Annotated in this window: 21 protein-coding genes; 8 read left to right on the forward strand and 13 right to left on the reverse strand. The window is 53.6% G+C overall.

What is annotated here, in order from left to right:
• Positions 1-13 precede the first annotated feature (13 nt).
• From rseP to rpsB, 8 genes are all read right to left on the reverse strand, one after another.
• The gene (gene rseP, locus L579_RS12850) at positions 14-1,363 is read right to left on the reverse strand and encodes a sigma E protease regulator RseP (protein WP_021184663.1); all 1,350 of its coding nucleotides are present in this window, start codon (positions 1,361-1,363) and stop codon (positions 14-16) included.
• Between the two features lie 12 nt (positions 1,364-1,375).
• Entirely contained in the window at positions 1,376-2,233 is an 858-nt protein-coding gene (gene cdsA / locus L579_RS12855) for a phosphatidate cytidylyltransferase (RefSeq protein ID WP_021184664.1), read from the reverse strand.
• Between the two features lie 18 nt (positions 2,234-2,251).
• On the reverse strand, positions 2,252-3,004 hold the full coding sequence (gene ispU / locus L579_RS12860) for a (2E,6E)-farnesyl-diphosphate-specific ditrans,polycis-undecaprenyl-diphosphate synthase (protein WP_021184665.1): 753 nt from the start codon (positions 3,002-3,004) through the stop codon (positions 2,252-2,254).
• A 166-nt stretch (positions 3,005-3,170) separates the two neighbouring features.
• Positions 3,171-4,373: a 1-deoxy-D-xylulose-5-phosphate reductoisomerase gene (ispC, locus tag L579_RS12865; protein ID WP_021184666.1), complete on the reverse strand. Its 1,203-nt coding sequence runs from the start codon at positions 4,371-4,373 to the stop codon at positions 3,171-3,173.
• A gap of 258 nt (positions 4,374-4,631) precedes the next feature.
• Complete coding sequence (frr, locus tag L579_RS12870) at positions 4,632-5,189, reverse strand: ribosome recycling factor (protein WP_021184667.1); 558 nt, start codon at positions 5,187-5,189, stop codon at positions 4,632-4,634.
• Positions 5,190-5,377: 188 nt separating this feature from the next.
• On the reverse strand, positions 5,378-6,103 hold the full coding sequence (gene pyrH, locus L579_RS12875) for a UMP kinase (RefSeq protein WP_013507944.1): 726 nt from the start codon (positions 6,101-6,103) through the stop codon (positions 5,378-5,380).
• Positions 6,104-6,261: 158 nt separating this feature from the next.
• On the reverse strand, positions 6,262-7,113 hold the full coding sequence (tsf, locus tag L579_RS12880) for a translation elongation factor Ts (RefSeq protein WP_021184668.1): 852 nt from the start codon (positions 7,111-7,113) through the stop codon (positions 6,262-6,264).
• Between the two features lie 181 nt (positions 7,114-7,294).
• Positions 7,295-8,020, reverse strand: a complete 726-nt coding sequence (gene rpsB, locus L579_RS12885; RefSeq protein WP_013507942.1) for a 30S ribosomal protein S2 — start codon at positions 8,018-8,020, stop codon at positions 7,295-7,297.
• 316 nt (positions 8,021-8,336) lie between these two features.
• On the opposite strand from rpsB, the gene map reads away from it, so the two are divergent.
• From map to L579_RS12905, 4 genes are all read left to right on the forward strand, one after another.
• Positions 8,337-9,131, forward strand: coding sequence for a type I methionyl aminopeptidase (gene map / locus L579_RS12890; protein WP_021184669.1), 795 nt, complete (start codon positions 8,337-8,339; stop codon positions 9,129-9,131).
• 75 nt (positions 9,132-9,206) lie between these two features.
• A complete protein-coding gene (gene glnD, locus L579_RS12895; RefSeq protein WP_036626670.1) occupies positions 9,207-11,861 on the forward strand; it encodes a bifunctional uridylyltransferase/uridylyl-removing protein GlnD in 2,655 nt (884 codons plus the stop codon).
• Positions 11,862-12,025: 164 nt separating this feature from the next.
• Positions 12,026-12,850, forward strand: coding sequence for a 2,3,4,5-tetrahydropyridine-2,6-dicarboxylate N-succinyltransferase (gene dapD / locus L579_RS12900; protein ID WP_013507939.1), 825 nt, complete (start codon positions 12,026-12,028; stop codon positions 12,848-12,850).
• Positions 12,851-13,124: 274 nt separating this feature from the next.
• Positions 13,125-13,517 (forward strand): DUF3461 family protein, encoded by a 393-nt coding sequence (locus L579_RS12905; protein WP_021184671.1) that lies wholly within the window; start codon positions 13,125-13,127, stop codon positions 13,515-13,517.
• Between the two features lie 27 nt (positions 13,518-13,544).
• Here the strand turns inward: L579_RS12905 and L579_RS12910 are convergent, their stop codons facing one another.
• The 4 genes from L579_RS12910 to dgt form a co-directional block, all read right to left on the reverse strand.
• Entirely contained in the window at positions 13,545-14,801 is a 1,257-nt protein-coding gene (locus tag L579_RS12910; RefSeq protein WP_021184672.1) for an alginate lyase family protein, read from the reverse strand.
• Positions 14,798-15,958: a CdaR family transcriptional regulator gene (locus L579_RS12915; protein WP_021184673.1), complete on the reverse strand. Its 1,161-nt coding sequence runs from the start codon at positions 15,956-15,958 to the stop codon at positions 14,798-14,800. Before L579_RS12915 ends, L579_RS12910 begins: the two co-directional genes overlap by 4 nt.
• 248 nt (positions 15,959-16,206) lie before the next feature.
• A complete protein-coding gene (gene degP / locus L579_RS12920; protein ID WP_036626616.1) occupies positions 16,207-17,646 on the reverse strand; it encodes a serine endoprotease DegP in 1,440 nt (479 codons plus the stop codon).
• Between the two features lie 137 nt (positions 17,647-17,783).
• A complete protein-coding gene (dgt, locus tag L579_RS12925; protein ID WP_021184674.1) occupies positions 17,784-19,277 on the reverse strand; it encodes a dGTPase in 1,494 nt (497 codons plus the stop codon).
• A 99-nt stretch (positions 19,278-19,376) separates the two neighbouring features.
• On the opposite strand from dgt, the gene mtnN reads away from it, so the two are divergent.
• From mtnN to L579_RS12940, 3 genes are all read left to right on the forward strand, one after another.
• Positions 19,377-20,075: a 5'-methylthioadenosine/S-adenosylhomocysteine nucleosidase gene (mtnN, locus tag L579_RS12930; RefSeq protein ID WP_021184675.1), complete on the forward strand. Its 699-nt coding sequence runs from the start codon at positions 19,377-19,379 to the stop codon at positions 20,073-20,075.
• Positions 20,068-20,880, forward strand: a complete 813-nt coding sequence (gene btuF / locus L579_RS12935; RefSeq protein WP_021184676.1) for a vitamin B12 ABC transporter substrate-binding protein BtuF — start codon at positions 20,068-20,070, stop codon at positions 20,878-20,880. The genes mtnN and btuF overlap by 8 nt, the downstream gene beginning before the upstream one ends.
• 106 nt (positions 20,881-20,986) lie before the next feature.
• A complete protein-coding gene (locus L579_RS12940) occupies positions 20,987-21,226 on the forward strand; it encodes a hypothetical protein (protein ID WP_036626618.1) in 240 nt (79 codons plus the stop codon).
• 28 nt (positions 21,227-21,254) lie between these two features.
• On the opposite strand, the gene erpA is transcribed toward L579_RS12940, so the two are convergent.
• Complete coding sequence (gene erpA / locus L579_RS12945) at positions 21,255-21,602, reverse strand: iron-sulfur cluster insertion protein ErpA (protein WP_013507930.1); 348 nt, start codon at positions 21,600-21,602, stop codon at positions 21,255-21,257.
• A gap of 221 nt (positions 21,603-21,823) precedes the next feature.
• Here erpA and hemL point away from each other — a divergent pair, with 221 nt between their 5' ends.
• The gene (gene hemL / locus L579_RS12950) at positions 21,824-23,104 is read left to right on the forward strand and encodes a glutamate-1-semialdehyde 2,1-aminomutase (RefSeq protein WP_021184678.1); all 1,281 of its coding nucleotides are present in this window, start codon (positions 21,824-21,826) and stop codon (positions 23,102-23,104) included.
• Positions 23,105-23,136 lie beyond the last annotated feature (32 nt).

The raw sequence follows: 23,136 nt of genomic DNA on the forward strand, positions 1-23,136 counted from the left end.
TGCATTCCAGCTATTACAGGCGTGAGAAATCATTGAAAAGTGCAAGCCCCATTAACAGCACCAGCAGAATTGAGCCAATGCGGTAACTGAAGTCCTGAACTCGCTCGGACACCGGTCCACCTTTGATCTTTTCGATCGCCAGAAAGAGCAGATGTCCACCATCTAAAACCGGCAGTGGGAACAGGTTAATGATGCCCAGGTTAACGCTGATCAGCGCCAGAAACATCAGGTAGTAAATCACCCCATATTCTGCTGATAACCCGGCACCCTGCGCGATCGAAATCGGCCCGCTCAGATTATTCAGCTTCACGTCCCCGGTTATCAATTTGCCCAGCATGGAAACCGTCAGCTTCATCAGTTGCCAGGTTTTAACACTGGCTTCGCCGATGGCGGCAAAAGGCCCATACTGCCTTACCGTTTTGTACTCGTCAGGCAACGGAATCACGCGGGGTATAACCCCTGCAAAGCCTTCCGCCTTGTTACCCGGTTTTGCTTCCGGTGTCAGCGTCAACGCCAGTGATTCGCCGTTTCGCTCCACCTCAAGTGCCATATTTTTGCCGGGGTTATCCCGCACCTGCACCACAAAAGCCTGCCATTGTGTTAACGGCTGACCATCGACTTTAACGATCCTGTCGCCTGCTTGCAAACCGGCTTCACTCGCCGGAGAGTTAGCCTGAACTTCGGCCAGGGTTGTTTCGATTTGTGGTCCGCGAGGGCGGATGCCCAACGCAACAACCGGGTCCTGCTTATCGGGTTCGAACTGCCAGTCATGCAAATCCAACTGCTTCTGCTGCGTGGCATCCTCACCAAATTGCGAGACGGTTAGCGTGGCACTCTGATCACCGATTTTGCCGATCAGCGCCATGCGCACAGCATCCCAATCAGGCGTTTCGATACCATCTACCGCTTTAAGTTCCATCCCGGAGGTAATTTGCGCTTCTGCCGCAACGGAACCGTTCAGAATTTCACCAACCACCGGGCGCACGCCAGGGACGCCGTGAATAAACACCGCCCAATACGCGATAATGGCAAAAATGAAGTTAGCTATCGGACCTGCGGCAATGATCGATGCCCGCTGCCAGACCGCTTTGTTGTTGAAGGCTTGATGACGCAGTTCAGCCGGAACGCTTTCAACGCGTTCATCAAGCATTTTGACGTAGCCGCCAAGAGGGATCAGGGCAATGACGTATTCAGTGCCCTGACGATCGCGGCGACTGAACAGCGCTTTGCCGAAACCAATCGAAAATCGTTCGACTTTCACACCGCAGCGACGCGCAACCCAAAAATGACCAAACTCGTGCACGGTAATCAGCACGCCGAGCGCCACAATAAAGGCTGCAAAACTCCAGAGTATGCTCAACATGGTCGCCAATCCTCAGAGGGTGCGGAACACCAGCAGCAACAGGCAGGCAAAAACCGGCACCGCTGCTGTCAGGCTATCAATGCGATCGAGGATACCACCGTGGCCCGGAATTAAGTTACCACTGTCTTTGATGCCGGCTTCACGTTTGAACATACTTTCCGTCAAATCACCCAGTACCGAAGCCAGTGCGGCAATGACGGCACAGATAACCAGCGTGGACGCGGCAATCGTCAGCGGTGCAAACAGGGCGAACAACCAGGCAATCAGCGCTGAAGAGAGCAACCCTCCCAAAAAGCCTTCCCAGGTTTTACCGGGAGACACTTTTGGCGCCAGTTTGTGTTTGCCAAACAACCGCCCAAACATGTAGGCACCGGAGTCGGCACCCCATACCAGAAACATCACGAACAGTAGCCACCAGGCACCCGCGAAATGGTCGGTATCATAATGATACTGGCGCAGCGCCATCATGCCCCAGAAGAAGGGGATAACAGTGAGTACGCCAAACAGGAGACGAAGCGGGCGAGAATGACGCCAGACCGCAGCAGATGCGGGATAGAAAAGCACTAAAACCAACGCCACAATCCACCAAGCCAGCGATGCCCACAAGGAGCTTTCCATCTGAAATTGATGCAAATCGCGTTGATAAGGTTGCAGGGTGAACAGCATCACGGCCAATAATAAACCGCAAAGCACAGCCAGCCAGATGCGTTGCTGGCGAGACGCCATGCCCGCCAGTTGCCCCCATTCCCAGGCGGCAAGCATGCAGATGATGATAGTTGTTATCGCAAAACCGGACAGTGGTAACCAGAACAGCGCAGCAATCACCAGCGGAATTAAAATCAACGCGGTAATTAAACGAGACTTCAGCAAAGGTTACCCCCAGGTTGCTCAGGCGCCGCCTGGTGCAGCGCCGCCATAGCGACGCTCCCGCAGAGAGAAAGCATTCAGTGCACCTTCAAAAACGTGTTCATCAAAATCAGGCCAGAGAACATCGGTAAACCAGAACTCAGCATAGGCAATCTGCCACAGCAGGAAGTTGCTAATCCGATGCTCTCCCCCGGTCCTTATCACTAAATCCACCGGCGCCAGCTCGTTCATACAAAGATACGGAGCCAGGCTCTCTTCGGTTATCTGGTCAGGACGTAACAGACCTTCCTGAACCTGTTCGGCCAGTTTTCTGGCACCCTGGATAATATCCCAACGGCCACCGTAGTTAGCAGCAATGTTGAGAGTCAGTCCATTATTTTGCTGAGTCAGTTCCTCGGCGCGACGAATGCGTTCCTGGATACGGGAATTGAAACGACTGATATCGCCAATAACACGCAAACGTACATTGTGTTTGTGCAGGCTTTTGACCTCACTGTCGAGCGCCCAGACAAACAGTTCCATTAAGGCCGTCACTTCCTGAACCGGTCGGCTCCAGTTTTCACTGCTGAACGCATAAAGCGTGAGCGCTTCCAACTTATGGCTGACCGCAAAGCTGACGGCCCGGCGTACTGATTTTACCCCGGCTTTGTGGCCTGAAATACGCAGTTTGCCCTGATTTTTTGCCCAGCGACCATTACCATCCATAATGATGGCTACGTGACGCGGCGTACAATCAGCCCGGTCATCGAATGTGTTGTGATTGTTGGACGACATAACGCGTAATAATTCCTTTAATCAGAAATGCTGTGGTTTCTGAATACATTGCGCCTGCGGCAAGTACCAACCTCAAGGTCAGCTGGCATCAAAATAACACCAGGCCGAAAAACGCGAGCGAGCGACTATACCATTTTCACCCTGAGCTAACAAATAGCGCGGACAATCAACCTGCTATACGCAAGCGTGGCAACATTTCATTGGCACACACCCGCGCTAACCGATCGATCTCCATCACTGCTTCAACGCTGTCGGGCTCACCGCAGCTCAGCGACGCCAACACTTCGCTGTTTAACGCAGCGATATCGGTAAAGCGGATCTGATGCTGCAGGAATGCGGCCACCGCCACTTCGTTCGCTGCATTTAGCGTTGTCGTAGCGGCCTGGCCAGTGGCACAGGCGTCAATTGCCAGCTTCAGGCAGGGATAGCGCGCGTAATCCGGCTCAGAAAAGGTCAGCGCTTTCATTCGGGTGAAATCGAGCGGCGTGACGCCGGCAGGAATACGTGCTGGCCATGCCATGCTGTGGGCAATCGGGGTTCGCATATCCGGCGATCCCAGTTGCGCCAGCACGCTACCATCGCAATAACGCACCATCGAATGGATTACCGACTGCGGATGCAGGATAACCTCCATCTGCGCATCAGTGGCGTTAAATAGCCAGCGGGCTTCAATGTATTCAAGACCTTTATTCATCATGGTGGCCGAATCAACGGAGATTTTACGCCCCATTGACCAGTTCGGATGCGCACAAGCCTGATCGGGTGACATACCGGCCAAATCGGTTAATGGCGTGTCACGAAAAGGACCACCTGATCCCGTGAGAATAATCGACTCGATGCCGTTATCCCGCAGATCAGCGTACCCCAACTGATGCTGTATGGAAGCCGGTAAACTCTGAAAAATGGCGTTGTGCTCGCTATCGACCGGCAGCAACTGGGCCTGATGGCGCTGTACCGCCTCCATAAACAGACGGCCGCATGTGACAAGCGATTCTTTATTGGCCAGCAGGACAGTTTTTCCGGCACGGATGGCCGCCAGCGTCGGAAGCAAACCTGATGCGCCGACAATCGCCGCCATCACCTGATCAACTTCATCAAGCGCAGCCAGTTCACAGGCCGCCTGAACGCCGGAGAGCACTTCGGTGTTGATGTTGAGTGCTCTCAGTCGCTCACGCAGCGCTTGTGCCGAGGCTTCATCCGCCATCGCCGCATAACGAGGCTGAAACTGCTGACATTGCTCGGCCATCATGGCCACATTCTGACCGGCTACCAAGGCTGTTACCTGATATTGCTCAGGATTTTCCCGTACTACCGCCAGTGTACTGGTGCCAATCGAGCCAGTGGAACCCAGCAGAGTTAATCGCTTCATGACGCTTTCCGTGTGTACTCAGAGGAAGGGGACAGATAATTTCCCACTTCTTCAGGACCAAAATAAAACGCCGCAAGACAGCGCATTCACGAAGAATACCTCTCTTGACGGCGTTTATACCCGTCATACTTCAAATTGCAGATGCGTTGGCTGCGCTCGTTCACCCCAGTCACTTACTGATGTAAGCTCCTGGGAATTCATTCCCTTACCGCCAACCTGCAATCCGAATTATTTCGGGTATATAAGATAATGATGGAATCAGAATTCCATCAGTTCCTTTTCTTTCTCGGCCAGTGCCGCATCAACGTTTTTGATACGCACATCGGTCATTTTCTGCACATCGTCCTGCGCGCGACGCTCGTCGTCTTCGCTGATTTCTTTGTCTTTCAGCAGCGCTTTGATCTTGTCGTTCGCGTCACGACGTACGTTACGGACGGACACACGGCCCTGCTCCGCTTCACCGCGAACAATTTTGATCAGGTCTTTACGACGCTCTTCGGTCAGCGGTGGCAGCGGTACACGAATGTCGCTACCGGCAGAGCTTGGGTTCAGACCCAAATCAGATGCCATGATCGCTTTCTCAACTGCCGGACCCATAGAACGATCGAAGACGTTGATTTTCAGCGTGCGCGAATCTTCTACTGTAACACTGGCCAGCTGACGCAGGGGCGTCGGCGTGCCGTAATATTCAACAACAATGCCGTCGAGCAGAGAGGGTGAAGCGCGACCAGTGCGCACTTTGCTGATAGTGTTTTTGAATGCTTCCACGCATTTGTCCATGCGCGTTTCAGCATCTTTTTTAATTTCGTTAATCACGTTGAAACCCTTGGATTCGGTTTGACCTGGCCATTTCCGGGCTAACCGGAAGCGGTATCGATAATCATCGATCATCCTGATACCCTAAATAATTCGAGTTCCCTATCGGGCACGGATTATTCAGGGCATAGCGCAGCGCCCAAGCGCCGCGCCAACAGAATATACCCTATTTTATCTTGCGTCGGGTATTAATGCGTAATCAGGGTGCCTTCTTTTTCACCCATCACGACACGACGCAGAGCGCCAGGTTTGTTCATATTGAAGACGCGGATCGGCAGTTGATGGTCGCGTGCCAGCGTAAAGGCCGCCAGATCCATCACTTTCAGCTCTTTATCCAACACTTCGGCATACGTCAGCTGTTCATAGAGCGTGGCATCCGGGTTCTTCACCGGATCGGCGGAGTAAACGCCATCCACTTTAGTGGCTTTCAGTACCACATCAGCTTCGATTTCAATACCACGCAGACAGGCGGCAGAGTCGGTTGTAAAGAACGGGTTGCCAGTACCGGCAGAGAAGATAACCACGCGGTTATTACGCAGCAGGCTGATTGCTTCTGCCCAGCTGTAGTTATCACAAACGCCGTTCAGCGGGATCGCTGACATCAGGCGCGCATTGACATAAGCACGGTGCAACGCATCACGCATCGCCAGGCCGTTCATCACGGTAGCCAGCATCCCCATATGGTCACCGACCACACGGTTCATACCTGCCTGCGCCAGGCCTGCGCCACGGAACAGGTTACCGCCACCAATAACCACACCCACCTGGATACCCAGCTCAACCAGCTCTTTCACCTCTTGCGCCATGCGGTCAAGCACACTCGCGTCAATACCAAAACCTTCAGCACCTTGCAGTGCTTCGCCACTCAGTTTTAGCAGGATACGTTGATATACAGGTTTTGCGTTGGTCGCCATGGTCAATTCTTCCTGGAAGATATGATGAAAAGGAGAAGTTAAATCTGATCAATCATCCGCTTAGCGAGAGAGAAAAGCTATTGGGAAGTGACTGAAAATAGGCCCGCAGCAAAATGCAGGCAAAAAAGAACCGCCTTTTGGCGGTTCTTTCGGACCAGTTAAGACTGTTTGGACATCGCAGCAACTTCTGCTGCAAAGTCAGTCTCAACTTTCTCGATGCCTTCGCCCACTTCGAAGCGGATGAAGTTAATGACATCAGCGCCTTTCTCTTTCAGCGCCTGACCAACGGTTTTGCTCGGGTCAATAACGAAAGCCTGACCAGTCAGAGAAACTTCGCCGGTGAATTTCTTCATACGGCCTTCAACCATTTTCTCTGCGATTTCTTTCGGCTTACCAGACTGCATCGCGATGTCCAGCTGAACCTGGTACTCTTTCGCTACCACGTCTTCAGACACATCTTCCGGCTTCACGAATTCCGGCTTGCTTGCTGCAATGTGCATTGCAACCTGCTTGATCAGCTCTTCGTCAGCGCCTTTGGTAGAAACCAGAACGCCGATACGTGCGCCGTGCAGGTAGTTACCCAGCTCAGCACCTTCCAGAATAGCAACACGACGGATGTTGATGTTCTCACCGATTTTCGCAACCAGTGCCACACGCTCTTCTTCGAACTGTGCTTTCAGAACTTCAACGTCGGTCACTTTGCCAGCGGCAGCAGCGTCGATCACTTTGTCAGCAAATGCCTGGAAACCAGCATCTTTTGCGACGAAGTCGGTCTGGCAGTTAACTTCCAGGATCACACCGAAACCGTCAACGATCTTGGTTTTGATCACGCCGTCAGCAGCCACGTTACCCGCTTTTTTCGCTGCTTTGATTGCGCCAGACTTACGCATGTTTTCGATGGCCAGTTCGATATCGCCATTCGCTTCAGTCAGTGCTTTTTTGCAGTCCATCATGCCAGCGGCAGTACGCTCGCGCAGTTCTTTTACCAGTGCAGCGGTAATTTCAGCCATTCCAGAATCCTCGATTCGTTTCTCAGTGCTTGCACACTGCCAGAAACTTGTTGCGGAAAATTTACTCTGCCCCGCTCGCCTTAATGGAAGCGTGACAGACTTGGATATAATAAAGGGGCCGTGCGGCCCCCTTAACAGATTACATCTGATGTCTAAGGGCTCTGTGAAAGAGCAGACCTTATCAGGCGTTCTCTAAAGACGCGTCTTCAGCTTGCTCAGCCAGATCCTGAGAACGGCCTTCGCGCACGGTAGTGGCAACGGCAGTCAGGTACAGGCTTACAGCACGGATTGCATCGTCGTTACCCGGGATAACGAAATCAACGCCGTCCGGATCAGAGTTGGTATCAACGATAGCAAATACCGGAATACCCAGGTTGTTTGCTTCTTTGATTGCAATGTGCTCGTGGTCAGCATCAACAACGAACAGTGCGTCCGGCAGACCGCCCATATCTTTGATACCGCCCAGGCTGTTTTCCAGCTTGGCCAGTTCACGAGCGCGCATCAGCGCTTCTTTTTTGGTCAGTTTGTCGAAAGTACCGTCCTGAGACTGAGTTTCCAGATCTTTCAGGCGTTTGATGGACTGACGAACGGTTTTCCAGTTGGTCAGCATGCCACCCAACCAGCGGTGGTTTACGAAGAACTGGTCGCAGCTCAGTGCAGACTCTTTTACCGCTTCGGCAGCAGCGCGCTTAGTACCGACGAACAGGATCTTACCTTTACGGGAAGAAATTTTGTTCAGCTCAGCCAGGGCTTCGTTGAACATCGGTACAGTTTTCTCAAGGTTGATGATGTGAACTTTGTTACGCGCACCGAAGATGAACGGCTTCATTTTCGGGTTCCAGTAACGGGTCTGGTGACCGAAGTGAACACCAGCCTTGAGCATGTCGCGCATGGAAACAGTTGCCATGATTACCTCTAAAGTTTGATTGGGGTTGGGCCTCCATGTATCCCATACAACCGACCTCTTACGAGGCACCCCGGCGTACGTGTCGATACATGTGTGTTTTAGTACACATAATGAGATTTATGCGTTTCCTGTTCGCCCTGGGGGCTGACAGAGAATCGTCGGCGCGCTTTATACCACAATGCGCAGGAATACGCCAATAGTCGTTAACAGAAATTGGCTTGAGACTTCCCGATTTGGCAGCCCAAATGCCTGCTGCTAACATGACTGCACAGAACTCAATTATTGTCGAAATTTTCGACAGCCGCGGATTAATTTAATGGCTATTTCAATAAAAACTCCTGAAGAAATCGAAAAAATGCGTGTTGCCGGTCGCCTGGCAGCTGAAGTGTTGGAAATGATTGCACCGCATGTGGTGCCCGGTATCTCCACCGGCGAACTGGATCGTCTTTGCCACGAGCATATCACCAACAAACAGCAGGCAATCTCCGCGTGCCTCGGCTACCACGGATTCCCGAAATCGGTGTGTATCTCCATCAATGAAGTGGTCTGCCACGGTATCCCGAGCGACGATCGTCTGCTGAAAGATGGCGATGTCGTCAACATTGATGTCACGGTGATCAAAGATGACTATCACGGCGACACCTCAAAAATGTTCATCGTCGGCAAGCCGACCATTCAGGGCGAGCGCCTGTGTCGCGTCACCCAGGAAAGCCTGTATCTGGCCCTGCGTCTGGTGAAACCCGGCATCCGCCTGCGTGAACTGGGACGTGCGATTCAGAAGTATGTTGAAGCACAGGATTTCTCTGTGGTGCGCGAATATTGCGGCCACGGCATTGGTAAAGGTTTCCACGAAGAGCCGCAGGTGCTGCATTACGATGCCGATGACGGCGGCGTGGTGCTTCAGGCCGGCATGACCTTTACCGTCGAGCCGATGGTCAACGCCGGTGATTACCGCATCCGCACCATGAAGGATGGCTGGACCGTGAAAACCAAAGATCGCAGCTTGTCCGCGCAGTACGAGCATACTATTGTGGTGACGGAGAACGGCTGTGAGATTCTGACGCTACGTGAAGACGACACCATCCCAGCGGTGCTGGAAAACGTCGCGTAAATCTCTTCCCAACAGTACCAGGCCGACCTTGAGTCGGCTTTTTTATGTCAATGGCGCGAAGAAGAGACGATGTCGATGAGTGGTAGCGTGACCGAAGCAGTACACAAAGGCCTGACCGATTCCCCAGCCGACTGGCCTGATGAAGCCCTAACCCGCGAGAAACTCAAACTCTATCTCGAACAATTTCAGCAGCATATGGGGACGGCGTTTGATGCCGGTACCGATGTCGAATCCCTGATTGATGCGCGTACCCTGTTTATTGATCGGCTGCTGCGCCGCTTATGGCGCTTCTTTGGCTTTGATCAGATGAAAGAGATCGCCCTGCTGGCGGTGGGCGGGTATGGCCGTGGCGAGCTGCACCCGCTGTCGGACATTGATGTGCTGATCCTGAGCCGCCGCCCGCTGGACGAGCATGCCGCACAACGCACCAGTGAGTTGCTCACGCTGATGTGGGATCTCAAACTCGAAGTCGGCCACAGCGTGCGTACGCTCGAGGAGTGTCTGCTGGAGGGGCTGTCGGATTTGACCGTCGCCACCAACCTGATTGAATCGCGCATGCTGACCGGCGACGTCGCATTATTTCTTGAGCTGCAAAAAAACATCTTTAGCGATGGTTTCTGGCCTTCGTCACGCTTCTTCGCCGCCAAAATTGAAGAGCAGCAAGAGCGCCATAAACGCTACCACGGCACCAGCTATAACCTCGAGCCGGATATCAAAAGCAGCCCCGGCGGTCTGCGGGATATTCATACGCTGCAATGGGTGGCTCGCCGCCACTTTGGTGCCACCACCCTTGATGAGATGGTTGGCTTCGGCTTTCTCACTGAAGCCGAGCGTAATGAACTTAATGAATGTCAGGAGTTTCTCTGGCGCATCCGCTTCGCGTTGCATCTGACGCTGACGCGTTACGATAACCGCCTGCTGTTTGATCGCCAGCTGAATGTGGCGCAGCGTCTCAACTATCTCGGCGAAGGTAACGAACCGGTTGAGCGCATGATGAAAGATTTTTACCGGGTCACGCGCCGCATTGGCGAGTTAAATCAGATGCTGCTGCAACTGTTTGATGAGGCGATCCTCGGCCTTTCCGCCACCGAAAAGCCGCGTAACATCGATGACGACTTCCAGCTGCGTGGCGAGTTGATCGACCTGCGTGATCCCACGTTATTTGAACGTGAGCCTCAGGCAATTATGCGTATGTTTTACGTGATGGTACGCAACGAAAACATCAAAGGCATTTACTCCACCACCTTACGTCAGTTACGTTTCGCCCGCCGCCATCTCAAACAACCATTGTGCCAGATCGCCGAGGCGCGTCAGACCTTCATGGCGATTCTGCGCCATCCCGGCGCGGTGAGCCGTGCGTTAGTGCCGATGCATCGTCACAGCGTGCTTTGGGCTTATACGCCGCTGTGGGGCAATATCGTCGGTCAGATGCAGTTTGACCTGTTCCATGCCTACACGGTGGATGAACATACCATCCGCGTGTTGCAGAAACTGGAGAGCTTTGCTGACGAAGCGACACGCCCGATGCACCCGCTGTGCGTAGAACTCTGGCCGCGTCTGCCACAGCCGGAACTGCTGCTGATGGCGGCGCTGTTGCATGACATCGCCAAAGGGCGTGGCGGCGATCACTCGATTTTAGGTGCGCAGGATGCCCTCGATTTCGCTGAATTACATGGTCTGAACTCACGGGAAACGCAGTTGGTTGCCTGGCTGGTGCGTCATCACCTGCTGATGTCGGTCACCGCCCAGCGCCGCGATATTCAGGATCCTACCGTCATTCAGCAATTCGCAGAGGTAATGCAGAACGAAAACCGCCTGCGCTACCTGGCGTGCTTAACGGTATCAGACATCTGCGCCACCAACGAAAGCTTGTGGAACAGCTGGAAGCAGAGCCTGCTGCGCGAACTGTTCTTCGCCACAGAAAAACAGCTGCGTCGCGGCATGGAAAACAGCCCGGATCTGCGCGAGCGTGTCCGTCATCATCGCTTGCAGGCGCTGGCGCTGCTGCGAATGGAGAACCTCGACGAAGAGCGACTGCAACATATCTGGAGCCGCTGCCGTTCCGACTATTTCCTGCGCCACACCCCTAATCAGCTGGCATGGCATGCGCGACATCTGATCAACCACGATTTGAGCAAACCGCTGGTGCTGGTCAGCCCGCAGGCAACGCGCGGCGGAACTGAGATTTTTATCTGGAGTCCCGATCGTCCATATCTGTTTGCTGCTGTGGCGGGTGAACTCGATCGCCGCAATCTCAGCGTGCATGACGCGCAGATCTTTACCAGCCGTGACGGTATGGCAATGGATACCTTTATTGTGCTGGAGCCGGATGGCAGCCCGTTGGCATCCGATCGTCACCCGATGATCATTCAGGCGCTGGAGCAGGCGATCACCCAAACACAATGGGTGCCGCCGCGCGTGCGCCGTCAGTCATCGCGACTGAAGCACTTCAGCGTGGAAACCGAAGTCAACTTCCTGCCCACGCATACCGATCGCCGCAGCTATCTGGAATTGATCGCCCTCGATCAGCCAGGCCTGCTGGCGCGCGTCGGTGAAGTTTTTGCAGATTTAGGTGTCTCGCTTCATGGCGCACGTATCAGTACAATTGGCGAACGGGTTGAGGATCTTTTCATCCTCGCGAACAGCGAGCGCCGCGCACTTGATGCCGAAATGCGCAATGTATTGCAACAACGGTTGACAGAGGCCCTTAATCCAAACGATAAAGTGTGACCGCAATCGATTTATTATCGCGTGCTTGCACGAATTTGTAGCGGCGCGATTTATCGCGCTGTTCTCAGGCATTTTCAGGTTTGGATAAACCTGCGCGATAAATCGCGCCGCTACGGAATCTGCCTTAAACAATCAATTTAGTATGACAGAATCAGGAATTAATCATGCAACAGTTACAGAGCGTTATTGAATCTGCCTTTGAGCGCCGCGCCGATATCACGCCAACCAGCGTGGACAGCGTCACTCGTGAAGCCATCAACCAGGTCATCGGTCTGCTGGACAGCGGTGAACTGCGCGTATCGGAAAAGATCAACGGTGAGTGGGTAACGCATCAGTGGCTGAAGAAAGCAGTTCTGCTGTCGTTCCGCATCAATGACAACCAGGTAATGGAAGGCGCAGAAACCCGTTTCTACGACAAAGTCCCGATGAAATTCGCCAACTGGGACGAAGCGCGCTTCAAGAAAGAAGGTTTCCGCGTTGTTCCTCCGGCAGCGGTGCGTCAGGGCGCATTTATCGCCCGCAATACCGTGCTGATGCCTTCTTACGTGAACATCGGTGCTTACGTTGACGAAGGTTCAATGGTTGATACCTGGGCAACCGTAGGTTCCTGCGCGCAGATCGGTAAAAACGTTCACCTGTCTGGCGGCGTCGGTATCGGCGGTGTTCTGGAGCCGCTCCAGGCTAACCCGACCATCATCGAAGACAACTGCTTTATCGGTGCGCGTTCAGAAATCGTTGAAGGCGTAATCGTGGAAGAAGGTTCCGTGATTTCAATGGGCGTCTACATCGGCCAGAGCACCAAAATCTATGACCGCGAAACTGGCGAAGTGCATTACGGTCGCGTACCGGCTGGCTCAGTCGTAGTTTCAGGCAACTTGCCTTCTAAAGATGGCAGCTACAGCCTGTACTGCGCGGTCATCGTGAAGAAAGTTGATGCGAAAACCCGTGGCAAAGTCGGTATTAACGAGCTGCTGCGCACCATCGACTAAGGCGAATTTGCCTTAAATTAACTAATCCGACGGGTCTGTAATCAGGCCCGTAATTTTTTCTTTACACTGCCTGCCAAACAACCTGTTTCTCACCGCGAATTAACAAGTGCGTTTATTTTTCAAACAGGTCATAATCCGCGCCAGTTAACTCAGGCCGCGCGATATTCATCCCGATTTTTGTCTACAGTTGATTAAGCTGGTTGCTGCGTTTTAGCCGCATCCCGAATGATGATAGTCCTGCGCGCTCCCCACACTTTTGATGGAATATAAAGCTATGTATGACAACCTGAAAAGCTTAGGTATCAGCACCCCTGAAGACATTGACCGTTACAGCCTGCGTCAGGAAGCCAATAACGACATCCTGAAAATCTATTTCCGCAAAGATAAAGGTGAGTTCTTCGCGAAAAGCGTGAAGTTCAAATACCCACGTCAGCGCAAAACCGTGGTTGCCGACCACAGCAGCCAGGGTTACAAAGAAGTTCAGGAAATCAGCCCTAACCTGCGTTATGTGATTGATGAGCTGGATCAGATTTGCCAGCGTGATCAGGTTGAAGTCGATCTGAAACGCAAAATCCTGGCCGATCTGCGTCATCTGGAAAACGTGGTGTCTAATAAGATCGCTGAGATTGAATCCGACCTCGATAAACTGACTCGCAACGGTCGTTAATTTCGCCTCACGCTTTTCTCAGGCCAGCTATTGCTGGCCTTTTTTCTGCCCATAAGGCAACGAAATCAACCAGGTATCACGCTGCGCCTGCTCTACAGCCCCGCGCGCTGAACCGCTAAAGGCGGTCCAGTCAGTGCGGGCGATGGCGGATTCCCAGCGCGTTTGGTGCAGACTGTTATCCGCCAACGACAACAAAGGAATGATCCTCTGGCTGACACGATCGCGGTTTTTCCACGGCCAGGGTTTAACCGGATCGCTATAAGGGGCGAGCGCCGCCAACGCGGCGAGTAACGATCCGCCCTGCGCGTTCTGGTAATGCCAGAGATCACCGTTGCCACTTTTTTGTGCCAGCTGCGCGAGGGCGGTCAGCGCCTGCAAATTAAAATAGCTGTAATGAAAAGATCGGGTGCGCGCCAGTTCATAGGGTTGACTGCCATCGGCCCGGATCTGTTGATCAATTTTACCACGCGCCAGGGTCACCATCGCCCGCACCGCAGCATTATCCCCAAGATACCAGGCGATGCCCGCCAGCTGGGTACAGTACCAGCTACCGTGATTATTGGGCGCTGCCGCTTCCTGTTGTGCGAGCGGGCTATGCTGTAACCAATGCAGATAGTCGCGAAACCAGCGTTCTACCCCCTGCTGATCGGCCGCTTGCCAACCTGGAGAGGTTCTCAGTAACTGCAAGGCATCCACTACTCGGGTTGCAAAATAGCGCCCGTCGAGCACCCCGGTATGACGTCCATCCGCTATCCCAGGGACACCCTGCGCAAAGTTAAGGTTGGGATTCATTCGACTGGCAGGATCGATAAACCAGTGACGCACCAGCGACTGTGCTTTATCGGCATAACGCTGCTCACCGGAGAAGTACCAGGCAAGCGTCAGTGCCTGCACATCGGCGCTAAAGCGTGCCAACCGGACACCATCGCTCTGATCATTTTTGCTGGCTGGATTCACCACACCGTCGCGTCGCAGCCACGGCAGGCCAGCGGGTTGCGACGCGTCTGGCCACCAATAGGCGCTCAGACTGAGATAGTCATGCTTCGAACCGCCTGGCGGTAACAGCCCTTTATCAATGACGCTGGGATCAGGATGCTTCAACGCCTGTTGCGCTTCCCGCTGTAATTGTTGCCACGCCGCCAGCGTTGGCGACGCAGCCCGGTGCTGCGCCAGTTGTTGCTTAACCTGCTGTAAATCACTCAGCGAGAGAAAAGCCAGCTCAGTCGCCTGGCCAAAACCACTACATAACCATAGCGCGAACGCCAGTATCCCAGCCCGTTTCATCCGCCCTGCTCATCAAGTTGCAATGCCACGTACAATAACAGGCGATCGTCAAAGTTGCCGAGATTCAACCCGGTGAGTTCCGAGATACGATTCAGACGATATTCCAGCGTATTACGATGGATAAACAGCGCACGCGCCGTAGCGCTGGGTTGTACGTTATGGCTGAACCAGGCGATTAAGGTACGCCGCAGCAAACCATTGCTATCCATATTTTTCAGTTTCGCCAGCGGTCGGGCCAACTCATTGGCCTGCCAGCCACCGCGTAAGCTATCGAGCAGTACCGGCAACACCAAATCCTGATAGAAATAGCTGCGTTGTTCCGGCATACGCTGTTTGCCGACCATCATGGTGGTACGGGCGGTACGATAGGAACGTGCGATGCTGCCGGGACCGGTAAAATAGTTCCCCAGCGCAATACGCATGCGCAGATGCCCGCTCTCTTTCATACGTTGTAATAACTGCTCAACCCGACGCCGATGATCGTCCTGATCATAGCCACCGTGCGCATTCAGTGCCGGTTTCAGTACCACCATTTCGGTGAGCGAGACAATGGCAATCAGGTTATCGCGCTCGGGGGTGGTCAGCAGCGTTTGCAGTTGCTGCAATTCCGACATGGCGCTATCGACACCAAGTTGCCCGCTGTCCACCTCGACCACCGCAACCACACGCGGTTGATTAAGATCGATACCCAGCCGTTGCGCCCATTCGCTCAACGCCGGTGACAGGGTTTCGCTGCGTACCAGGTTGAGAACCAACTCCTCGCGCAGGCGGCTATCCTGGGCCAGCATATGCAGCAGCCGTGCCTGTTCCAGCATCATCTCTGCGGTCATGCAAACCAGTTCACCGTAATGCCGTAACGCTACGGGTTGCCCGGTCAGACCGATTACACCTACGATTTCACCATCAATACGCAGCGGCAAGTTAATCCCCGGGCGTACACCATGCAGATGCTTAGCCACCGCTTCATCGATGTCTACAACCCTACCCTGCGACAGTACCAGCAGCGCACCTTCGTGCAATTCGCCAATACGCTCGCGGTCGCCACTGCCAATGATGCGGCCACGGGCATCCATCACGTTGACATTGCTGTCAATAATTTTCATGGTGCGGGCAACAATGTCCTGAGCCAGTCGCGCATCAAGATGATAGGTGGCCATTAATCACTCCAGATAAAAGGAACTGCCGACAGAATACGCGCCCGCTTAACGGCTGGCATTGTGCAACTGCACATAGCCGGATAGAGATTGCGGGAATTGCGGGGGAGGTCACATCTGTGATGCTTGTGGCGGCACGATTTATCGTGCGAATTTTGGCACCAGGTGCAAAACCGCGCGTTAAATCGCGTCGTTACATTTTCTGCATAAAAAAGGCGGACCGAAGTCCGCCTTTGCTTAGCTACAAGAGATTACTGCATCAGCAGGTACAGGCTGTTGTCGCCGCGCTGGACATTCAACGCCAGTACCGAAGGTTTGGTGTCGAGGATCTTGCGCAGTTCGCCCAGATTCGCCACCGACTGCTGGTTCACACCGAGAATCACATCGCCTTTTTTCAGGCCGATGCGCGCCGCGGCACTGCCCGGTTTCACGCTATCAACTCGCACGCCTTTCTGGCCGTTGCTGTCGACATTACTCAGATCTGCACCTTCAATGCCGGTATAGATCGTAGCGGACTGTACTTTATCCTGAGTGCTCTGCTGCAACTCCACAGTGACGCTTACTGGTTTGCCGTCACGCAGCAGACCGAGTTGCAGCTTGGTGCCAACCGGCAGTGAACCGACTTCAGCACGCAGTGCTGAGAAGCTGGTCAGCGGTTTGCCATTCATCGACACCACCACATCACCGGCTTTAATGCCCGCTTTCGCGGCAGCGGAATTCGGCAGAACCTGGCTTACAAAGGCACCACGCTGCGCATCGACTTTCATCGCTTTCGCCAGCTCGGAGTTCAGCTCGGTACCCATGATCCCCAGCTCACCGCGTTTCACCTGGCCATACTCGACCATCTGCGCACTGAGGTTTTTCACCATATTACTCGGGATGGCAAAACCAATACCGATGTTACCGCCGTCCGGAGCCAGGATCGCGGTGTTGATACCAATCAGTTCACCGTTAAGGTTCACCAACGCACCACCCGAGTTACCACGGTTGATCGCAGCATCGGTCTGGATAAAGTTTTCATAGTTCTCAACGTTCAGGCCGCTGCGACCCAGTGCTGAAACGATACCCGAAGTCACGGTTTCGCCCAGACCATAGGGGTTACCGATCGCTACGGTGTAATCGCCCACGCGCAGGTTATCTGAATCGGCAATCTTAATCGCCGTCAGGTTTTTCGCATCTTTCAGCTGGATCAGCGCAATATCCGACTGCGGATCTTTACCAATGACTTTCGCATCATAACGGCGGCCATCACTCAACTGCACCTGGATTTTTGTCGCATTTTCAACCACATGGTTGTTAGTCACCACGTAGCCTTTATCAGCATTGATCACCACGCCTGAACCCAACGCGCGGAATTTCTCCTGCTGAGTGTTATCACCGCCGCCGCTGTTATCACCACCACCCCCCTGGCACATCGGTGAGCTTTGGAACGGCGAACCATCCTGGCAGAACGGTGAGTTATCACCAAAGAACTGCTGGAATTGCTGTGACATACGCGGGGTCTTCACCGTGGTGCTCCCTTCCACGCTGATACTCACCACGGAAGGCATCACTTTTTCCAGCATCGGTGCCAGGCTGGGCAGCTGTTGGCTGGAGGAAGAAGCTGTCTCCGCCGCGAAAACACTGACAGGGCTTAACGCCATGCCAAGACTAAGTGCCAGTGCACTTAACATTAATGTGCTTTTTTTCATTCATCTGTGTCTCATATAAGATTTACGTCCGGACCATTGCTGTGGTCGTGATGATGAGATTAAATTGTAAGCGCGAAGTTCCTGATAAAGTTTTGGGTAAAAGTAAAAAATTATTCTTCGTCTTTACAAAACTTCTCTTATTCTACCGCCATCAAACGGCGGTACTCATCCCAGGCATAAAGATCCGTCATTCCGCTGATATAGTCCTGAATCAGGCGTGAACGATAATAGCGTTCCCACAGCAGGCGTTCATATTTATGCGCCACAATTAAGGTTCGCATTTTTTGCTGATAAGCTTTGCGATGTTTCCCGGATAGTTTATGAAACAGACGGGTCTCAATCGGATGTTTGGCTAAGAAATCATCATTCATCAGGGTGGTAAACTGCTCATAATCGAGCAACATTAATGACTGATAAATTTCCAGTAACCCTTTAATGACACGATAGCCTTGCAATTCCAGTTGTTCGACTTCGGGATGATTAAACACCTGCTGGCGCGCAACCGTTTTAAATAACATCAACAGACGCCCTTCCTCACCATCATCCTCCAGCAGAGCATGATTAAAATTCCCTGTAAAAATAGCCGGTAAGTTATCGATAAAGCGCCGTACGGCATGACTGACTAACACGTTTTGCACGTTAACACGTAGCGCCATAAAAAACTGGTCGCCTTTGGTGCGCCATTTCTTCTGGCAGGCTTCTTTCCACGCTTCACCAATGGTGCGGCTGAATGCATCACCAGGTTTTACCGGCCCCCAGGCTTTGAGCAAATAATCGTACAGCGTGTCGACATTAAAGATGTCTTTTTCTACCGCATCATCGAGATCGGCAATGCAATAAGAAATATCGTCAGCGGCTTCCATTATCCAGGTAAGGGGATAGCGATGATGTTCAGGAATATCGGTAGCCGCACGAAGATCGGCGACATATTCCCTTTCGGATAAATAAAAACCCGGCTTTTTCATTAATACGCTGAACTCAGCCGGTTTATCGCCTTGCCACCAGGCGGGGGCGGTATATTTTAAAATACAGGCCACCTGAGCATAACTGAGGTTCAGTTGTAGCAAGGTATGGACCATGCGAATCGCCTGCGCATTGCCTTCGAAGTGGCACAAATCCTGACGAATCATTGCATTTAACCGGTCAAAATCGGCCCGCTGCACCTCGTTTTCTACCCCAGCCACCAGCGGATCCACCAATTCAGCCGGTAAATTATCATCAAACCAGTCATTGATAGCGGCCTCACCGAAGTGACCAAAGGGCGGATTGCCAACATCATGCAGCAGACAGGCCATCTCAATCAGGCTTTCAAAGGCACCTTCCAGCTCATCAAGGCCATATTTCGCCAGCCCTCCCCCCTGGGTTTTCAGGGTTTGCAGCACTTCTTTCGCGATATAACGTCCGGTTTGTTGCACTTCGAGAGAATGGGTCAGACGTGAACGCACCGCGGCATTCCGCTCCAGCGGAAAGACCTGGGTTTTTTGTTGCAGACGACGAATCGCGGCCGAATTAATGATACGCCCACGATCGCTTTCAAAATGGCGGGTAATAAAGTATTCCCCTTCGGGATCTTTACGGCTGGTATAGGGGCGGGTGAAGCTGATCTTCTTCCTGAAATTGATCGTCGCCATAATTACCCCTTATTTTTTCGTGAATTCTTCCTCTGACAGCCATGATAGACTATGCCTCACTTTTGCGGTTTACATCCACAACATTAGCGAGACTCTTTTATGAAAGCAGGCATTATTGGCGCGATGGAGCAGGAAGTTACCCTGCTGCGTGACAAAATTGAAAACCGTCAGACGCTGACGCTGGCCGGGTGCGAAATTTACACTGGCACGCTGAATGGCGTTGAGGTTGCCCTGCTGAAATCGGGCATTGGTAAAACCGCAGCAGCACTGGGTACAACGTTACTGCTGGAACTGTGCAAGCCGGATGTCGTCATCAACACCGGTTCTGCTGGCGGTCTGGCACCAACGCTGAAAGTCGGCGATATCGTAGTATCCGACGAAGTGCGTTACCACGATGCAGACGTTACCGCTTTCGGTTACGAACCGGGCCAGATGGCCGGTTGCCCGGCGGCGTTCATTGCCGATGATAAACTGATTGCCGCCGCTGAGCAGGTGATCAAGCAGCTGGATCTCAACGCAGTGCGTGGCTTGGTGGTGAGCGGTGATGCCTTTATTAATGGTGCCGAGCCGCTGGCGCGCATTCGCCACACCTTCCCACAGGCGATTGCCGTCGAAATGGAAGCCACTGCGATTGGTCATGTATGCCATCAATTCAAGGTGCCTTTTGTGGTGGTGCGCGCCATCTCTGATGTCGCCGACCAGGAATCGCATCTCAGCTTCGATGAGTTCCTCAGCGTTGCAGCGAAGCAATCCTCTCTGATGGTGGAAAACCTGCTGGCACAACTGGCCCGTGGTTAAATCGACCTGGCTTGTCGGGCTGCTGCTGTTTTGCAGCAGCCTGCTTGCCGCAACCCCACGCGTTATCACCTTAGCGCCGCACCTGACCGAGTTGGCGTTCGCCGCCGGTATCACGCCAGTGGCGGTCAGCGCCTGGTCAGATTATCCCGCCAGTGCCGCATCGCTGGAGCAAGTGGCAAACTGGCAAGGCATCAGGATCGAGCGGATTGTGCAGCTTAAACCGGATGTGGTGCTGGCGTGGCGCGGTGGCAATCCTCAGCGCCAGGTCGAACAACTGCAACGGCTGGGCATTAAGGTGGAGTGGATCGATCCGCAGACCCTTGATCAGATGATCGATGCATTGGCGGATCTGCGACGCTGGAGCCCGCATCCACAACAGGCAGAAGATGCGGCTCAGGCGTTACGCGCGCAGGAAATGCAGCTGCGCCAGCAATACCAGCAGCAACCGCCGGTCCGCATTTTTTTGCAGTTTGGACAACAACCGTTGTTTACCGCCTCACGCAATACACTGCAAAATGCAGTGATTGAACTGTGTGGAGGCCGCAATATCTTTGCCGATAGCACGGTGAGCTGGCCGCAGGTCAGCCGCGAGCAGGTGCTGGCACGGCACCCACAGGCGATAGTGATCGGCGGCAAAGCCGCACAGGCCGCCAGTATCGCGCAGTTCTGGCAACCGCAGTTGGCGGTTCCGGTGATTGCCATTAATGATGACTGGCTGAGTCGACCAGGACCACGCCTGTTGCTGGCAGCTCAGCAGCTCTGTGCGGTGCTTCATCCGGCGAAAAACAGTACCAAAATTGATTAAAGAATCAGCAAAAATTGTCGTTAATCAAGTAACAAGGCACGGCAGCCACGTATGCTCTGTGCCCTTTTTGCGCAAAGCGCAATTTTGACTACACCAGGAATTCAACATGACCAGAGCTTTGCTACTGGCCATAGGGCTTGTGATCGCTGCACCGATTGGTGCGGCCTCCACCACCGGCTCTATTGCCGTTTCGCTGACGATTTTCTCTCGCTGTGATATCTCACGTCCCAATACGCAATCCCTACCCGCGATTGATTGCGGCCGCCAGGCCAGCGCCCAACCACGGGTGATGCACAGCGCATTGGAGCACAACGAGGGGTCACAGTTAGTGACGGTAGAGTGGTAACCGGCCGCCAGAACGGCGGCCAGTGCAATCAGATACTGAAAGAAGAACCACAGCCGCAGGTGGTTTTGGCGTTCGGGTTGGTCACGATGAAACGTGAGCCTTCCAGCCCTTCGGTGTAATCAACCGACCCACCCACCAGATATTGCAGGCTCATCGGATCCACCACCAGCGCCACGCCCTGTTTTTCAATGGTCATGTCGCCGTCGTTCATTTGATCGTCGAAAGTAAAACCGTACTGGAAGCCGCTACAGCCACCACCGGTGATGTAAACACGCAATTTCAGCTCCGGATTTTCTTCATCCGCGATCAGATTCTTCACTTTTTTCGCTGCTGCATCGGTGAATTGCAAAGGCAGTGCTGCTACATCGTCACTCATCTTTTACTCCGGGTAAACGTCCAGGTCAGAAAACGACCTCAATCACGCTATTATCTGCCAGCCGCACAGTGCAATCAAGTGTTGCCCTTCGCACTGCGTGCCGCCTGTTATGCCCTAAAGTATAGCGATGATACGCCTTTAGCGCGCGGCTGCCTTTCACCTCATGCCTATCTTCCCGTAGAATGGCGCGAGTTTTTTTAAGACACAGCAGGAGCCGTAGAATGAGTAAGTCAGAAAACCTGTTTGCCGAAGCGCAACGCCTGATCCCTGGCGGTGTGAACTCCCCGGTACGCGCATTTACCGGTGTAGGCGGTGTGCCGCTGTTCATTGAACACGCCGATGGCGCTTATCTGTACGATGCCGACGGCAAAGCCTATATCGACTATGTCGGATCCTGGGGTCCGATGGTACTCGGCCATAACAACGCCACCATCCGCAACGCGGTGATTGAAGCCGCCTCTCGTGGCCTGAGCTTCGGTGCACCGACCGAGATGGAAGTCAAAATGGCGCAGCTGGTCTGCGAACTGGTGCCGAGCATGGACATGGTGCGCATGGTCAACTCCGGCACTGAAGCCACCATGAGCGCCATTCGTCTGGCGCGTGGTTTTACCCATCGCGACAAAATCATCAAATTTGAAGGCTGCTACCACGGCCATGCTGACTGCCTGCTGGTGAAAGCCGGTTCCGGTGCATTGACCCTCGGTCAGCCGAACTCGCCGGGTGTTCCGGCAGATTTCGCCAAACATACCCTGACCTGTAACTATAACGATCTGGCCTCGGTGCGCAGCGCGTTTGAACAGTATCCGACAGATATCGCCTGCATCATCGTCGAGCCGGTAGCGGGTAATATGAACTGCATTCCGCCGCAACCGGACTTCCTGCCGGGCCTGCGCGCATTGTGTGATGAGTTTGGCGCGCTGCTGATTATCGATGAGGTGATGACCGGTTTCCGTGTGGCCCTCGGTGGCGCGCAAGCGTACTACGAGGTGACGCCGGATCTGACCTGCCTGGGTAAAATCATCGGTGGCGGTATGCCAGTGGGCGCATTTGGTGGGCGTCGTGATGTCATGGAAGCGCTGGCACCGACTGGTCCGGTCTACCAGGCAGGAACCTTGTCCGGTAACCCAATTGCGATGGCTGCCGGTTTTGCCTGCCTGACGCAGATTGCCCAGCCCGGCACCCATCAAACCCTGACTGACCTGACCACGCAACTGGCGGAAGGCTTGCTGGCAGCAGCGCAAGCAGAAAACATCCCGTTGGTAATCAACCACGTTGGTGGCATGTTTGGCCTTTTCTTCACCGATGCCGACAGCGTGACCTGCTATCAGGACGTGACCAGGTGCGATGTCGAACGCTTCAAGCGTTTCTTCCATCTGATGTTGCAGGAAGGCGTCTATCTGGCCCCTTCCGCCTTCGAGGCGGGCTTTATGTCACTGGCGCACAGCCAGGAAGATATTCAGCGCACCATCGATGCCGCACGCCGCTGCTTCGCGCAGCTGTAATGCATCAGGGCACCGCAAGGTGCCCTGATTTG

Source organism: Pantoea sp. AS-PWVM4 (assembly GCF_000468095.1).
GTDB classification, from domain to species: Bacteria; Pseudomonadota; Gammaproteobacteria; order Enterobacterales; family Enterobacteriaceae; genus Pantoea; species Pantoea phytobeneficialis.

Coding starts and splice junctions, on each gene's coding strand:
- L579_RS12905 (WP_021184671.1), top strand. CDS start 13,125: ATGTATGACAACCTGAAAAGCTTAGGTATCAGCACCCCTGAAGACATT.
- L579_RS12915 (WP_021184673.1), bottom strand. CDS start 15,958: ATGGCCACCTATCATCTTGATGCGCGACTGGCTCAGGACATTGTTGCC.
- hemL (WP_021184678.1), top strand. CDS start 21,824: ATGAGTAAGTCAGAAAACCTGTTTGCCGAAGCGCAACGCCTGATCCCT.
- ispU (WP_021184665.1), bottom strand. CDS start 3,004: ATGTCGTCCAACAATCACAACACATTCGATGACCGGGCTGATTGTACG.
- L579_RS12940 (WP_036626618.1), top strand. CDS start 20,987: ATGACCAGAGCTTTGCTACTGGCCATAGGGCTTGTGATCGCTGCACCG.
- L579_RS12910 (WP_021184672.1), bottom strand. CDS start 14,801: ATGAAACGGGCTGGGATACTGGCGTTCGCGCTATGGTTATGTAGTGGT.
- erpA (WP_013507930.1), bottom strand. CDS start 21,602: ATGAGTGACGATGTAGCAGCACTGCCTTTGCAATTCACCGATGCAGCA.
- tsf (WP_021184668.1), bottom strand. CDS start 7,113: ATGGCTGAAATTACCGCTGCACTGGTAAAAGAACTGCGCGAGCGTACT.
- ispC (WP_021184666.1), bottom strand. CDS start 4,373: ATGAAGCGATTAACTCTGCTGGGTTCCACTGGCTCGATTGGCACCAGT.
- map (WP_021184669.1), top strand. CDS start 8,337: ATGGCTATTTCAATAAAAACTCCTGAAGAAATCGAAAAAATGCGTGTT.
- degP (WP_036626616.1), bottom strand. CDS start 17,646: ATGAAAAAAAGCACATTAATGTTAAGTGCACTGGCACTTAGTCTTGGC.
- mtnN (WP_021184675.1), top strand. CDS start 19,377: ATGAAAGCAGGCATTATTGGCGCGATGGAGCAGGAAGTTACCCTGCTG.
- dgt (WP_021184674.1), bottom strand. CDS start 19,277: ATGGCGACGATCAATTTCAGGAAGAAGATCAGCTTCACCCGCCCCTAT.
- rseP (WP_021184663.1), bottom strand. CDS start 1,363: ATGTTGAGCATACTCTGGAGTTTTGCAGCCTTTATTGTGGCGCTCGGC.
- dapD (WP_013507939.1), top strand. CDS start 12,026: ATGCAACAGTTACAGAGCGTTATTGAATCTGCCTTTGAGCGCCGCGCC.
- pyrH (WP_013507944.1), bottom strand. CDS start 6,103: ATGGCGACCAACGCAAAACCTGTATATCAACGTATCCTGCTAAAACTG.
- rpsB (WP_013507942.1), bottom strand. CDS start 8,020: ATGGCAACTGTTTCCATGCGCGACATGCTCAAGGCTGGTGTTCACTTC.
- glnD (WP_036626670.1), top strand. CDS start 9,207: ATGAGTGGTAGCGTGACCGAAGCAGTACACAAAGGCCTGACCGATTCC.